At 68.8% G+C, this 13,820-nt stretch carries 17 protein-coding genes; 5 read left to right on the plus strand and 12 right to left on the minus strand.

The annotated features are described in order from the left end of the window. Positions 1 to 92: 92 nt before the first annotated feature. From ACFVJS_RS19300 to ACFVJS_RS19330, 7 genes are all read right to left on the minus strand, one after another. Entirely contained in the window at positions 93 to 1,802 is a 1,710-nt protein-coding gene (locus ACFVJS_RS19300; RefSeq protein ID WP_378883588.1) for a hypothetical protein, read from the minus strand. A gap of 46 nt (positions 1,803 to 1,848) precedes the next feature. After that, positions 1,849 to 2,943, minus strand: coding sequence for a bifunctional DNA primase/polymerase (locus ACFVJS_RS19305; RefSeq protein ID WP_378883590.1), 1,095 nt, complete (start codon positions 2,941 to 2,943; stop codon positions 1,849 to 1,851). Then, complete coding sequence (locus tag ACFVJS_RS19310; protein WP_378883593.1) at positions 2,927 to 3,220, minus strand: hypothetical protein; 294 nt, start codon at positions 3,218 to 3,220, stop codon at positions 2,927 to 2,929. Before ACFVJS_RS19310 ends, ACFVJS_RS19305 begins: the two co-directional genes overlap by 17 nt. After that, complete coding sequence (locus ACFVJS_RS19315; protein ID WP_378883595.1) at positions 3,220 to 4,248, minus strand: hypothetical protein; 1,029 nt, start codon at positions 4,246 to 4,248, stop codon at positions 3,220 to 3,222. Before ACFVJS_RS19315 ends, ACFVJS_RS19310 begins: the two co-directional genes overlap by 1 nt. Positions 4,249 to 4,359: 111 nt before the next feature. Further along, positions 4,360 to 4,671, minus strand: a complete 312-nt coding sequence (locus tag ACFVJS_RS19320) for a hypothetical protein (RefSeq protein WP_378883597.1) — start codon at positions 4,669 to 4,671, stop codon at positions 4,360 to 4,362. A gap of 149 nt (positions 4,672 to 4,820) precedes the next feature. Beyond that, the gene (locus ACFVJS_RS19325) at positions 4,821 to 4,988 is read right to left on the minus strand and encodes a hypothetical protein (protein ID WP_378883600.1); all 168 of its coding nucleotides are present in this window, start codon (positions 4,986 to 4,988) and stop codon (positions 4,821 to 4,823) included. Beyond that, positions 4,988 to 7,231 (minus strand): hypothetical protein, encoded by a 2,244-nt coding sequence (locus ACFVJS_RS19330; protein ID WP_378883603.1) that lies wholly within the window; start codon positions 7,229 to 7,231, stop codon positions 4,988 to 4,990. The genes ACFVJS_RS19325 and ACFVJS_RS19330 overlap by 1 nt, the downstream gene beginning before the upstream one ends. Before the next feature lie 47 nt (positions 7,232 to 7,278). On the opposite strand from ACFVJS_RS19330, the gene ACFVJS_RS19335 reads away from it, so the two are divergent. Next, a complete protein-coding gene (locus tag ACFVJS_RS19335) occupies positions 7,279 to 7,413 on the plus strand; it encodes a hypothetical protein (RefSeq protein WP_378883605.1) in 135 nt (44 codons plus the stop codon). Positions 7,414 to 7,473: 60 nt separating this feature from the next. Here ACFVJS_RS19335 and ACFVJS_RS19340 read toward each other — a convergent pair whose 3' ends face one another. From ACFVJS_RS19340 to ACFVJS_RS19355, 4 genes are read right to left on the minus strand one after another with little or no spacing between them, the layout of a single operon-like run. Continuing rightward, complete coding sequence (locus ACFVJS_RS19340; protein WP_378883608.1) at positions 7,474 to 8,400, minus strand: NUDIX domain-containing protein; 927 nt, start codon at positions 8,398 to 8,400, stop codon at positions 7,474 to 7,476. 21 nt (positions 8,401 to 8,421) lie between these two features. Then, the gene (locus ACFVJS_RS19345) at positions 8,422 to 8,667 is read right to left on the minus strand and encodes a hypothetical protein (protein WP_378883609.1); all 246 of its coding nucleotides are present in this window, start codon (positions 8,665 to 8,667) and stop codon (positions 8,422 to 8,424) included. Beyond that, the gene (locus ACFVJS_RS19350; protein ID WP_378883612.1) at positions 8,667 to 8,852 is read right to left on the minus strand and encodes a hypothetical protein; all 186 of its coding nucleotides are present in this window, start codon (positions 8,850 to 8,852) and stop codon (positions 8,667 to 8,669) included. The genes ACFVJS_RS19345 and ACFVJS_RS19350 overlap by 1 nt, the downstream gene beginning before the upstream one ends. 45 nt (positions 8,853 to 8,897) lie before the next feature. Next, positions 8,898 to 9,167, minus strand: a complete 270-nt coding sequence (locus ACFVJS_RS19355; protein ID WP_378883615.1) for a DUF6284 family protein — start codon at positions 9,165 to 9,167, stop codon at positions 8,898 to 8,900. 197 nt (positions 9,168 to 9,364) lie between these two features. Between ACFVJS_RS19355 and ACFVJS_RS19360 the strand changes: the two genes are divergently transcribed. Continuing rightward, entirely contained in the window at positions 9,365 to 10,210 is an 846-nt protein-coding gene (locus ACFVJS_RS19360) for an AAA family ATPase (RefSeq protein ID WP_378883618.1), read from the plus strand. Beyond that, complete coding sequence (locus ACFVJS_RS19365) at positions 10,207 to 10,740, plus strand: hypothetical protein (RefSeq protein WP_378883620.1); 534 nt, start codon at positions 10,207 to 10,209, stop codon at positions 10,738 to 10,740. The genes ACFVJS_RS19360 and ACFVJS_RS19365 overlap by 4 nt, the downstream gene beginning before the upstream one ends. Before the next feature lie 5 nt (positions 10,741 to 10,745). Here the strand turns inward: ACFVJS_RS19365 and ACFVJS_RS19370 are convergent, their stop codons facing one another. Then, positions 10,746 to 12,185 carry a recombinase family protein gene (locus tag ACFVJS_RS19370; RefSeq protein WP_378883623.1) on the minus strand — a complete coding sequence of 480 codons (1,440 nt, stop codon included), beginning with the start codon at positions 12,183 to 12,185 and terminating at the stop codon, positions 10,746 to 10,748. 37 nt (positions 12,186 to 12,222) lie between these two features. Here ACFVJS_RS19370 and ACFVJS_RS19375 point away from each other — a divergent pair, with 37 nt between their 5' ends. Next, positions 12,223 to 12,891, plus strand: a complete 669-nt coding sequence (locus ACFVJS_RS19375; protein ID WP_378883629.1) for an LLM class F420-dependent oxidoreductase — start codon at positions 12,223 to 12,225, stop codon at positions 12,889 to 12,891. A gap of 43 nt (positions 12,892 to 12,934) precedes the next feature. After that, complete coding sequence (locus tag ACFVJS_RS19380) at positions 12,935 to 13,738, plus strand: hypothetical protein (protein ID WP_378883626.1); 804 nt, start codon at positions 12,935 to 12,937, stop codon at positions 13,736 to 13,738. Positions 13,739 to 13,820 lie beyond the last annotated feature (82 nt).

Raw genomic sequence — 13,820 nt, forward strand, 5'->3', positions numbered from 1 at the left:
CCGTTAACCCGGAGGGCAAACCCGGAAGTTAAATCCCCTAGTCAGAGGTGGTTTCCCGGGTTTCCGGGTTTGCCGGGTTTGGTTTTGAGGTCTCAGAGGAGTTTTGGTGTCTCGTCAGGGCTCGCGGCGGGCTGGTCGGCGGGCGTCTCTTTGTCTCCTTCGCGTTCGATCCAGTAGGTCCGGGAGTTGGATGCAGGGTCGATCTCGGAGCGCAGCACGATGTCGCCGCGCCACCGGCCGATCTGGCCGGAGAGGCGCTTTCCGAGGGCCTTGACCGAGAGGGGGCGGCCGGTGCTGGTGGTGGGGAAAGTGCCGTCCCAGGGATCCGGCCCCACCTCTGGTTCAGCGCTTCTGCGGAGCGCGGTCGCGCCGAGGCGTCGAGGTTGCAGGCCCTTACCCTCGACGTAGACCTTGGGGTAGAGGTTGGCCCACTGGATCAGGAAGGCGCGCCATTCGGCGTGGTCGTCGTCCAGTTCGCGGGACTCCTCGGCGTTGGCCAGGAACCCGGGCACACCGTGGTGAGCGAGGAAGCCGCCCAGGTGTTGGGCCCACTTGGTGAACTGCCGCATGGCGGGCACGTCGTAGGACGGCTTGGCACCGGCGCGGGTCCAGTCCAGGATCAGGATGAGCAGGTGCCGCAGCACGGTGGCCTGGTTGGCAGGGTCGAGGATCCAGGTGTCGAGGTGCGGGATGGAGAACCCGGTTCGCGCCTCGGGGCGCGGGCAGTCGGGGTCGAGGTGGACCCACACGGTCCGGGAGGCCATGTCGCCGCCGGTGCGGAGGTTGTTGCCGGTGGCCAGCCACAGGCGGTCGTTCTCGGCGGTGAACGCGGAGTTGGTGCCCAGGCGTCGGTCGGTCCACATGCGTTCGGTGACCAGGCGGGCCATGACGGCCGAGTCGATCGCGGTGCCCTCGACTAGGTTGTCGAAGACCACGACCCCGACCTGATCGCCGAACACGGTCGTGATCGCCTTGCGCAGCTCCTCCTCGGAGTCGGTCCAGGTCAGCACGCGTTGACCGACCATCAGCCCGACACAGGACGTGAGGATGGTCTTGCCGGATCCGGGCATGGTCGCCTCCACTACCCCGAAGGGGGACAGGGCCCGGGTCATCGGCCGCAGGATCGGGGTAGCGAGCAACGCGAGGTAGTTGGCTTTGTCGGCGGGCGTGCGCCAGGGGAAGTCACGCAGGAAGGTGTTCAGCAGGAACTCCCGGGCTTCGGCCACCTGTTCGACTGTGGGTGCCTCGGGGATCGGGCCGGTCTGGATCCGTCCGGCGAGGTAGTAGCCGGTCGCGGGGTCGTAGCCGGGCTCTTGCAGCAGCGTCCCATCGGGGCGCAGGACCGGGGTGGAGATGACCTTGCGCAGCACCGGGAGGCCGGGCCAGGTCTGGCGGGCCAGGACCGCGCCGAGGACGGCGGCCGAGGGGGTGACTTCCTCGTCATAGGTGCCACCACCGCCGCGCTTGTTCGATGCCTGGTAGACCTCGACCTCTTCGGCCAGCAGCCGGGCCAGCAGCGGCGGCCGGAGGGTGGTCGGGCGGACCGGGAGGGTCACGTCCTCGTCTCCGGCGGCGACCTCGGCGGTCCCGGAGACGCGCTCGAGTACGACCGGTGAGCCCTCGTGGACGTAGGTCTCGGGTAGGCACCCGGCGTCGATCTCGCGGGCCAGGACACGGATGGTCTCGGGGTCGGTGCCGACCTTGATCCGGTGGCTTCTGCCGCCCGCGACCGCGTGCAGCTTCCGGCCGGTGTGCTCCTGGTCGACGTCATGGCCGGTGTCGTGGTTGGCGGCGGTGGTCAAGGTGATCTCCTTCGTCTCGGGTGGTCTGGGACGCGTCGCGGGCGACTTACGCGGCGGTGCGGCGGGTCGCGGCGCGGCGGAAGCCGGAAAGGATCGTGGATTCGGCCCCATACGGGGTGTAGGCGCCCGCGGCGATGTGGCCAGCGGCGGCCGCCATGAGCCGATCGAGGGCGGCGGACTCGGCGACCAGGCCGCCCGCGACCAACTTCCCGACCGTGGCAGCCGCGACGAACAACGCGGTGTTTCGCCCACCGTCGCGCGCGTCCAAGAGGCCCGTCACGCCACGCGCCTTGTCGCCGTTGATGGCGATGTCGAAGACACGGTTCACGTACGCGTCGCGGTGCCGGACGGCCTCCCCGGACCCACCATGCCGGATCGGTCGGGCCGAGCGCTCAGAACCGTCCTGAGCGCGGCCCTGAGTGGCTCGGGCGGCGGGCTGCTGGTTGCGGGTGAGGAGGTCGAGCAGGAACATCGGCAGGCGTGCCGGCGGCCGGTCGTCGGTCACGGTGTAGGCGCTCGTGCTGATCCTGGTCGGGGGTGCGGCGACGTAGCCGCCGTGGGCGCGGGTGTCGATGAGCCAGCCGATCTTTCCGGCGGTGTTGGTGAATCGGCGGCCGGTGTCGTGGACGGTGTAGTAGAGGTGGGTGCCGCCGGAGACGGTCTGGACGGTGTAGGTCGGGGTGATGGTGCCGCCGTGGACCCCGGCGAGGTGGTCCAGCACGTCGGCACCCGTGGTGATCTCGAATCGCTTCCACGGCTCGGGGATCTCGGTACCGGGCTTGTGGGTGTCCAGGTCGACCACGACCAGGCGCGAGGGCCCGCAGGCGATACCGACGCCGTAGCCGGGGTTGCTCGACCATGCCCGGGTGATCCAGTCGCCCCGGCTGGTGGCGCGCTGCTCCCACCCGGTGTGACCGGTCCGGCACCAGGCGTCGGTGCCGTCGCATTCGGCGGCGCGGTGGTTCGGCGTCGCGGGCCGCTTCGAGCCGGGCAGGAGGGGAAAGACGCGCCAGCCACGGGCGGCGTAGCCCAGAGCGGCCGTGAGAGCGTCGGTCGTCTTCTGTGCCGGACCCCACATCGCAGGGTCAACCGTCCCGGCGGCGGTCCTGGTGTCGGTGAGGGTGTCAGGCTGCTGTGTCATCGGTCTGTCCTTCCTCGATCATGTGTTCGGTCTCGTGCTGGTCGTCGTGCTGGTCGGGGTTGTGGCGGTCGGGTCGGGCGAGGGCGACCATGAAGCCCTTCAAGGTGGGTCGCGGGTGCTCGGCGGCGTACTCGGCCTTCTCGGTGGCGTAGCCGAGGGATTCGGCTTCGGCGTCGAGCTCCCAGGCGTGTTCGGCGGCGTAGTAGTGGCTCATCAGCGGCTCGAGCCACGGATGCGGGCGACGGCGCACGTAGCGGCGTCGGGGTCGGCGGGGCATCAGGCACCTTCGGCCTTGTTGGTCCAGCGCTGGACGGTCCGCTCGGAGACCTTCATCAGCCCGGCGACGTCGGGCACCTTCATCCCGTACGCGCGCAGCTCGGCGGCGGCGCACTCGTCGTGGACCTGGTCGCCGTCGTCCTCGTTCAGCGCCTCATCGCAGACCGCGCACAGGCCGGTGCGGTCCTCGGTGCTGTCCTCGTCGTCGGGCATGTCGGGGATGACAGTCAGGGCGGGGACGGCGGTGACGGCGGGGGTGACAGGGGCGGCCGGGCCGGTGATCTCGTGGGGCTCGTTGTCGGGGGCTGCGTCGGGGTCGGTGTCACCCTCCATGTCAGGGGTGGTGTCAGGGGTGGCGGGCGACTGGTGGCCGATCAGTTCGCGGTAGGCGATCGCCCCGGCGGCGTGCTTCTCGGCGGACTTGGTGAGCCGAGTCGCCGCGCGGTTCTCGGCGCGCTCGACGGTGACCTTGATCTCGGCCAGGGAGTGGGTGCGGGCGGCGAGCCTGGTCGCCTCGCCGTAGCCGGTGATGGTCTCCATGTGGGCGGCGTGGCGGGCCTCGATGACGGCTCGGGCGCGCTGGTCGCGGATCTCGGCCGTGCGGGTCCGGATGAACTCGGCGGTCTCCGGGGACACAGTCACCTGGTCGCGGACGCCGTCAGCGACCAGCAGCAGCGCCGCCAGGGCCGGAATCGCGGACCAGGGGCCCATGTGCCCGACAGCGGCCAGCAGGACCGTAGAGACGGCCACAGCGACCGCTGTAGCGGCCCCGAAGCCGTAGGCGGCGGCCCGCTGGCCGGTCTTGTAGGCGTGGATCGTGGTGTGACCGAGCGCGGCCCACACGACGTCGGCGGCGAGGGCGACGGCGACACCGACAGCGGGTGCGGCGGAACCGGCGGCGGGGATCATCGCGGCGACCTGCGGTGCGATGGTCGAGGCGACCTGGACGAAGCCGACGAAGGTCATGCCGTAGCCGACGAGGGCGAGGCCAGAGGGGCGGTTGGACTTGGGAAGAGAAGCGGTGTTCATGGCCAATCTCTTTCTGCTTTGGGAGGTGTTTTGCCTGGTCAGGTGAGGTGTTTTGGGCATGGGTCGGGTAGGGACCTGGGCCGTTGGGGCCCGTGCGAGGGGTGGAGGCGGTTACCAGCCGGGGCGGTGGGGCGGCTGCTTCGGGTCGCGCTGGGGCGGCATGGTCGTGGTGGTGGCCTCGGTGTGGATGCGGCGGGCGTGGTTGTAGACCGTCCGCCCGGTGCGGAGGCGGGTGCCGGTGCCTCGGCAGGTGCGGCAGGGCCGGAGCTTGTGGCCGAACAGGCCGGGGATGGTGCGGTGGCCGGTGCCCTGGCAGCGGCGGCAGCGCTTGAACGGCAGCTCGCGGCACAGGGTGGCGTAGATCCCAGTGGCCAGCGTGAGGAGCACGGCGGCCGCGAGGGTAGCGACGGTGAGCGGTGTCATGGAATCTGTCTCCTGGGCTGGTTTCGGGCCGGTCTCGGGGAGGGTCGCTACCCGCTACCTTCGAACGTCTGTGCTGGTCAGGGCTGGGTTTGGGGGTAGCGGGGTGGGTAGCGGCCTCGCTACCGGGTGGTGGTCCGCTACCTCCGCCGCTACCTGGGGGTTGGGCGACTCAGAACGTCGTTGTCGGCGGCGGCCTCGAACAGGAGGTACCTCGCCCAGGAGTGGACATCGGCGCGAACCTCGTCCCGCTCGACTCCGTTGACGAGCACCCACGCGTCGACGTCGATGTCGAGCGTCACGCTCACCTTGACCTTCATCACTCCTCACCTCCCTGGGCCTGGTCGGCACTGCTGGCCTGGTCGGTGTTGGTGGCCTGGTCGCGGTCGGCGCGGAGCTTGTTGAGGTCAGCGCGGCGGTAGCCCTTGCGGACGGCTCCGGCGACCTTGACGTTGACCGAGACGAGTCCGGCGGTGCGGGCCATGTCGGACAGCGCAGCGGCCGAGAGGTGGGTGTAGGCGTCGGGCCAGTTCTCGGTCAGGGCCTCGGCGGCGGTGTCCCAGTGCTGGCCGTTGGAGGCGGCGACCTCGGTCAGGTCGGCCAGCAGGTCACGGGCCGGGGCGGTCTCGATCGGCGCACCCACCGCGACCCCGCCACGCAGCGAGGTGGCGCGGGCGACCATGTCAGCCCACACCTCGTCCGAGGGGAACTGGGAGCGGGCGGCGACCGGGGCGGCTCCACCGGTCATGCAGCCCCATCCGGCGTCGAACACCGGCCGGTAGACGGTGCCGGTCAGGCCGCGCTTGTAGGCCCCGGTGCCCAGGATCATGTCGTTCTCGACCTGACCAGCCACCGAGAGGCACCAGCGGTTGGTGACACAGCGGGTGATGCCCGGGGGCAGGGACGCCTTGTCGGGGATCTGGGTCGCGAGGATGACGCAGATACCGAGGGCCCGCAGGCGCTTGATAGCGCGCTCGAAGTCGCTGGCGGCGTCGGGGGAGTAGAGGAACAGCTCGTGGGCCTCATCGATGACGACACAGACCGGGTGCAGACCGGAACCGGGCTTGGCGGCCAGTTCGGGGGTGACCTTGCCCTGAGGGGCCTCACCGCGCTTGCGGGCGGCCAGGATCCGGCGGCCGCGCTTCTCGGCCTCGGTGACGAGCCACCGGCCGATGGATACGCCCTGGTCCAGCGCCTCATCGTCGACACCCACGACGTAGGTCGAGCACAGCGGCTCCAGGTCGAGGAAGTCACCCGTGCCCTTGAACTCAGCGATCTTCAGCTCACAGTTCGGGTCCAGCATCGCGATAGCGATCAGCGCCCGGGCAGCGTACGACTTACCCGAACCGGGCTGGCCACCGATCAGGTAAGAGCGCTGGAACAGCGTCGTGTCGATCGGGCGGCCGCGCTCGTCACTGGCGAACTCGCCCGGCTCGAAGAACGACGTAGCAGCGTTCTCAGCAGCCAGGGACCAGGCAGGCTGGCCCATCTCGGAGGCGGGCTTGTAGCCCACCCACAGGTCGAGCTGACCGGGGTGGTCGGGCCCGGCGGCAGGCCAGACCTGGTCGACCGGGATTCGCAGCGCGGACGCGAGCCCGTCGCGGCGCTCCAGGACCTTGACGGCGGTGACGCCCTCGGGGAGGTTGACGCGGGCCAGCCAGCCGGGCCCGTCGCGGTGGATGCCGGGGTGACAGAACTCGATCTGCTCAGGCGCGGTGATGCCACGTACGGCCAGCGAGACCAGGGAGTTGCGGACCAGGTCACCGGTCAGCTTGGTGAACCGGCGACCCGTGGCAACACGGCCCAGGATCGGCTTGTCGGCCGGTCGCCCGGCACGGGCGGTGACCACGATCAGCGCGGCCAGGCCAGCCCACAGAACCGGGGCGAGGATGCCCGCCACCGCCAGGACGGCGACCACGATCAGGGTGGCGGCGGTGGCGATCGCCAGCCCCCACATGCGGCCCCGCGATTCCCGCTCGCGGATCTTGTTGAGGGCCTGCCAGGTGTAGGCGTCGTTGGTCTCGGCGGCCTTCTGCCGCAGCTCGTAGTTGCCCTCCTCAGCACGCACCCACCGCGTCACGCGTCCGGTCATCCGGCCGCAACCCACGACCGAGTAACCCAGCGTCTTGACGGTGTACACCGGGGTCCGGACGGCGTGGAACGCGGTGTAGTAGCCCATCGTCGACACGGCCTGACGCACAGCAGCCTTGCGAGCCTCAGCTGAACGCAGCCACGGCGGGATGATCGGGGCACGCTCACCGGTCGCCCGATCCTGGGCCGCCCAGGTGAACGTAGAGGTCACATCCTCGGGCTCCCCCGACCCGTCCGACTCGCCAGACTCTGCCGAGTCGCTCTCAGCGCTTCTCTCAGCGTCGTTCTGAGCGTCCTGGGTGAACGGCCGGGCGGTGTCGACGTGGTCGACCACGGCGAGAACCTCGCCCTCGAACACGTCGACCCGCTCAGCGTCGGCGTCATAGTCGGTCTCGGCGAGCCCGATCCGGTTGTCGAACAGAGCGGCCGGGCTGTCCGGCGCGGTCCCGTTCGTGGGGTAGTAGTCCGTCATCGTCGTGTCCTTCCGTTGATCTGGGTCATGAGGTGGTTGAGGCGGTGATGCACCAGGGCCAGCACTCGGCGCTTAGCCATGGATGGCTCGATCTGTTCCGCGTCGAGCAGAGCCAGGACGGCGGCCAGGCCCCGGACCAGGAGTCCGGTTCGTTCCTGCTGTGCGTGCAGCTCGCGGCGTAGCTGCTCGCAGGTCTGGCACGGGCCCTCAGACATGGCGTGGGGGATCTCCTCGGGTCTCGATCAGTGCTGGTCCAGCAGGCTCAGGGCCTCCTGCAGCAGGTCGACGTGGGCGGGGAAGACCACACCGCCACGCTCAGCGATCGCGAACCGCAGGATGTGCCAGGAACCTGCCGGGAGCCACGCGGCCTCATCGGCGTCGTCCTGACCGCTCACGGCCGGGAGCGCGGAGTTACTCAGCGTGACGATCCCGGGAACGGTGACCATCCAGGCGTTCTCTCCGGCGCGGGGGTCATCCACGACCCGGGCTGGGAGCATGGCCAGGGTGCCCGTATGCAGTCGCAGCCCGGTCTCCTCGGCCAGCTCGCGCACACAGCCCGCCGGGGCGGACTCGCCCTCGTCCAGGCCACCGCCGGGCAGCGCCCACCCGTGGCCGTCGCCGCGCTTGATCATCAGCAAGTGACGCTCATTCGTGAACGGCTTGCGGTTGAACACGATCGCGTCTGAGCACACCGCCTCACCCCAGTGCCACAGGTCGCCCTTGCCCGGCTTCAGGTCGGGGTGGGGACGCGGGTTGATGGGGAGGCCGTCACGGACCTCGAACGGCACCGCGGCGCGCTCCTGGCGCTCGGTCCAGTCGATCGCGCGAGGGTCCTCGCCGCGCAATTCCTCATCGCCCTTGACGTTGTGACCCATGGCGGGCTTCTTGTCGGCAGGGTTGACGCCGTGGCCGTAGGACTGGCCGTCGACCTCAACAAAGGCGATGCGGGGGTTGGCGTAGGCGTCGGTGATCGCCGCGCTGGCCTCACGGCCGTCGGCCACGGTGAAGCTGATGACCTTGCCGCTGGTGTAGTGCACGACGATCTCGAACGGCTCCCCGTGCACGGTGACGCGGCGACCGTTGATGGTGACGCTCGCATTGGTGACGTTGGCGGCGACGATGCCGACGGTGCCGTTGCTGATGCTCACGAAGGTGTTGTTCTCGTCCACGGGGTATCTCCTCGGTCTCGGTCAGTTCTGGTTCGGGTTGGTCGTGCGGGTCTTGCTGATGTGGTCCAGCGCGGCCAGGCAGGCCGCGCACATCGGGGCGATCGGGCTCCGGGCCCGGTCGACGGGCTGACGGCTCGACATCGCCTCAGCGGTGGCCGGGATCTCGAAGCCGCACAGGGTGATCACCCCGGCCTCGGTGGCCTTGTCCTCGATGTGGATCAGGCCCGGCTTGCTGGTCCGGAGCCGCCACAGCGTCAGCAGCTCCATCAGTTGCCCGCCTTGATGGCGTCGGTGATGCCGTCGATGACAGCGTTTGAACCGGCCTCAAGGCCCTGGATCATCGGCGGTCCGATGAGCGTGGAAGCCAGCGCGATTCCGAGCAGGATGTTGACGATGGTTGCCGCGATGGTCGACGCGGTGCCCTTGGTCATGAAGAACGCGATGATGCCCAAGATGAGGACGAGAGGTGCAGTGACCATGGGTGGAACCTCCGAGGATCAGGCGGCCTCGGCCGGGTCGGCCGGGCCAAAGTTGGTGAGCAGGTAGACAGGCGCGGCCTGGGCCGCGTCGTGGTTGCGCTGCTGGACCATCAGGTGCAGGAGCGCGTTGACGGCCCGGCGGTGGGCCCGCTTGGCGAGCGCGTCGGCCGGATCGGCGAACAGACGGCATTCGGCGTCGACCAGGTCGCGCTCGGCGGCGATCTGCGGCCACTCGGCCTCAATGGCGGCCAGATCAGCCCCGGTCGGCTCGTCTCGTGTGTTGTTCATTCCTCTTGCCCTTCAGTGGCTGGCAGCCGGGTGGCTGCCTGTGCTCTACCTAACAACTGAATGGTCTAACATGTCAACTGTTAGATCGAAGTTTCCGCGAGAAATTTCCCCATGGGGCTGGCCCGTGCGACAGTTGTCAATGAAACTGTTAGGTGTCAGCAGGCGGACTGAATGGCGTCACTGAGCTAGGGAGAGACATGACGGACGGGCCAATCGATGCCCTGTCGGGTGCACTGCAGCAGCGGATCGCGCGCGACATCCAGAACCAGATAGAGGCAGGAGTTCTGCGGGACGGCGAGGTGATGCCTTCGACCCGCGTACTCGCCGAGCGGGCTGGGGCGAGCGTCTTCACCGTCAACGAGGCGATGAAGGCACTCGCAGAGATGGGACTGGTGGAGAACCAGTCGCGTTCACGCCGGATCGTGCGGTCTGCGCACCTCACGCCCAAGACCATCGAGGCGGCTCCCCGCGCTCTGCTGATCGGCGGCTACGCGGGTTGCGGCAAGACCGAGCTCGGGCGCATCCTTACGCGGCTGACGGGCTGGATGATCATCGACAAGGACACCATCACCCGCCCAGTCGTCGAGGTCGCCCTAGAGGCGTTGGGGGCCGAGTCGAGCGATCGGGAGTCGGAGACATATCTGTCAAAGATCCGACCGCGTGAGTATGAGGCGCTGATGTCGACGGCGCACGAGAACACGGCATGCGGTGCCGGTGCCGTCGTCACGGCTCCCTTCCTGCGCGAGTTCAACGACGCCTCGTGGCTCGCGCGCCAGCAGGCGCAGTTTGTGGACGACGGACTACCCATGTCCGTTGTGTGGGTTACCTGCGACGCAGACACGATGCTGACCTACGTACGTCGCAGGGGCGCGGCTCGGGACGCCCATAAGTTGGCCAACTGGGACACGTACATGAAGGGCGTCGATCTCAAGTTCCGGCCGGTCGTGGACCATCACGTCATCGACAACTCGACGTCCGCAGAGCCTCTTAAGGACCAGGCGGAGCGACTCATTGCGACGCTTGCAGAGGTGTCCGCGAAGTGACGCGCGGCGTGATCCTCTACGGTCCGCCGGCCGCCGGAAAGGACACCATCGATGCAGCCCTTCGAGCGATGTCAGATGACTACGTCCACTTCGCGCGAATCAAGGTCGGCGAGGGGTGCCGAGTCGGCTACCGAATGACGACCAGCGCCGCGCTCCGGGATCTACGGGAACGCGGCGCGGTCGTATGGGAGAACAGCCGTTATGGCGCGACGTACGTGGTTGACCAGCCGGGCCTGGTCGCCGCGCTCGGGCGTGGGGTGCCAGTGCTGCACCTGGGGCAGGTCGAAGCCGTAAACGCGGTGGTGTCGTCGGTGGCTGATGCTCGGTGGACCGTGGTCGCGCTCTGGTGTCCGGCGGAGGTTGCGGCGGATCGACTTGAGCGGCGGGGGAGTGGCGATGTCGACGCGCGTCTAGCGGCCTGGCGGGCGACAGAACGCCTTGAGCGCGCCGATATCCGGATCGACACATCCGTGGTCCAGCCCGGTGAAGCAGCGCGGCTGATCGATGCGCGGGCCCGCGCCAACGTGTGACCGGATCATCGCCACACCGGCTCGATTCGTTCCATATCGAAGGCCCCACCTTTGCCGCCGGTCGCGGGCCGGACCATCACCGCTGTGAGGTTCCGCTCGACAATCGCGCGTCGGCGGGGAAGGTCCAGGGCGTCCCACTCGCTTCGCGACATCTTCCGTACCTGCGGCCCGGCAGTCGCTTTCAGGAAGCGGTCCTTTTCGGCCGAGAGTCTGTTCCGCTCCGCCTCCAACTTCTCGACCTGCGGAAAGACGACAGTCCCCGATAGGCGACCGGCGGAGAACTCGCCCATCAGCTCTGTAATGCGCGCTTGTACGTCCTGCAGCTCGGCGTCTCCGTCGAACTCGAGTGTGGGGCTTTCGAGGTCGGCGTTCTGCAGGCGGCGGAGCACGGCAGCGGTGATCACGTCGTCTAGGCCGGGGCCGACGATCGAGACGACGTGAGGCATGTCGGTGCGGCCACGGCATGTGTAGTTGAAACGCCCGCTCCTGGTCTTCATCACGTACATCTTGCCGTTGCAGCGGCCGCAGCGGGCGACGCCGGAGAGCAGTTCCTGACGGGCTCCCCGGCGCGCGATCGGGCCGTTTCCGCTCGGGGCTAGGACCGCTTGCACTCGGGTGAAGGTGTCCGGGTCGAGGATCGGTTCCCAGGTGCCTCGGAGGGGCGCTCCTGCCTCGTCCTTCAATACCTCGCCCTTGTAGGTCCGCCAGCCCGCCAGACGCGGGTTTCGCAGGATCTGCCGCACCGAGGTGTGCCGCCACGGTCCACCGAGGACGGTCGGCACTCCGTCGTTCTGCCAGCGCCGAGCGATCTCGTGCAGGGACACTCCGTCGATCAGGTCCTGCGCGGCGCGGCGCACGAGCGCTGCTTCTCGCGGCTCGTGCGTCTCCCGATCCAGAGCGAAGCCGAACGGGCGTCGACCGCCTACGGGTCGGCCGGACTTGGCTACGGACTCATGCCACCGCTTCACCCGGCGAGCGGTGTCGGCCGATGACTTGTTCGCCATGAGGACCATCATCCGCGCCTGCATCTGGCCGTTCTCGGTCGCCAGGTCGATTGTCGATGCCGTAGCGGAGACGATCCGGACTCCGTAGTGGGCGACTGCCTCAATCGCGTCTTCGAGGTCGCGCGGGTCGCGGGCCAAGCGGTCGAGGTCCCACACGACCAGCGTCGTGACCTTCTTCGTGCGGAGATCGTGCAGCGCCTTGTGCCACACGGGCCGGATCACCCGCCACGCGTCGTACTCGTTGCCGAGCGGATCCGACACCTGCACACGCTTCTTCTTGAACGCGCTGGTGTCGTTCTCGGGGTACCAAACGATGTCGTCGGCGTTGCCGCCGAGCCGCGCCACCTCGGCGCGAATGTCCTCGTCCTGCCGGGCGATGCCTGCCCGGAGGTCGTGCGGGTCATCGCTGATTCGCTTGTAGCCGCCGAAGGTCTCCGCCATAGTCAACGAGGGTAGAACAGAAGGACATCGTTAAGCAATTAAGTGGGACCACTTCTACCCGCTCTACGGAGAGCCCGACGGCAAGCACTTCGAGGCGTGGACGATGCTCGCCGCCTGGGCCGAGCAGACCACGCGCGTCGAGATCGGCTGCCTGGTGACCTGCAACTCCTACCGCAACCCCGAGCTGCTCGCCGACATGGCCCGCACCGTCGACCACATCTCCGACGGCCGGCTGCTGTTCGGCATCGGGTCGGGCTGGTTCGAGCGCGACTACACCGAGTACGGCTACGACTTCGGCACCGCCGGGTCGCGTCTCGACGCGCTCGGCGAGGCGCTTCCGCGCATCGAGAAGCGCTGGTCAGAGCTCAACCCGGCACCCGTCCGGAAGATCCCGGTCATGATCGGTGGCGGCGGTGAGAAGAAGACCCTGAAGTACGTCGCGAAGCACGCCGACATCTGGCACTCCTTCTCCGACATCCCCACCCTCGAGCGCAAGCACGGCATCCTCGCCGAGCACTGCAAGAGTGTCGGCCGCGACGTCTCCGAGATCGAGGTCTCGGTCGAGGTGAGCGACGTCGAGTCGGCCAAGACGTTCGCCGATGCCGGGGCGACCCTGTTCACCCACGGCGTCAATGGCCCCGACTACGACCTCTCGTTCCTCGAGGAGCTCGTCGCCTGGCGTGACAGCCAGGGCAGCGCAACGTAGGACCCGCCTCGGCCGTCACAACAACATGTGGCGATATGGGTGGGTGCTGCTCCTGCTGGCAGCGAGCGCGTGTGGGAACGACCGGGTCCTCGACCCGGTCGCGGCGGGCGACACCGTCCGCTCGACGGGCACTGTGATGGTGCTCGACGACGGCGGTGGGCCGCAGCTGTGCTACGGGGCGATCGCGGAGTCGATGCCGCCGCAGTGCGAAGGACTCGAGATGACCGGCTGGGACTGGGCCGACCATCCCGAGCACGAGGAGCAGGCAGGCACCCGCTGGGGTGAGTTCCAGGTCACGGGCACGCTCGACGAGACGACGTTCGCCGTGACCGACGCCGTGCCGGCCGATGACGCGTCGGTCCCGCCGGTCGAGGAAGAGGTCGACTTCAGCAGCCCGTGCCCCGAGCCCGAGGGCGGCTGGCGGGTGCTCGATCCCGAGCGGACCACGCTGGAGACCCAGGAGGCGACCATCTCCGCCGCCCACCGGCTGCCGGGCTTCAGCGACGTGTGGCTCGACCAGACGCGGGTGGCGCGCCCGATGAACGACCCGCGCAAGCTCATCCTCAACGTACGCGTCACCGGTGACCCCGCCGCGGCCGAGAAGGAGCTGCGCAAGACCTGGGGCGGGATGCTCTGCGTCTCGCGGGCCACGGTGTCGAAGGAGGAGCTCGACGACATCCAGGACGAGCTCGCGGACCAGCCGCACCACGTCAGCAGCGGTGTGTCTCTCGGCGTCGTCCACCTGCGCGTGCTGCTCGACGACGGAGATCTCCAGCAGCGCCTCGACGAGACCTACGGGAAGGGGACGGTCATCCTCGACGGCGCCGTCTTCGAGCCGGTCGGGTGAGGCGCTTCAGGCGACGAGCCCTATTCGCTCGTCGGACCGTTCGCGGGTGCGCTGCTCGACCGGTGGGACCGCCGGAAGGTCC

The sequence above is a fragment of the Nocardioides sp. NPDC057772 genome (assembly GCF_042798075.1).
In the GTDB taxonomy this organism is placed as follows: Bacteria; Actinomycetota; Actinomycetes; order Propionibacteriales; family Nocardioidaceae; genus Nocardioides.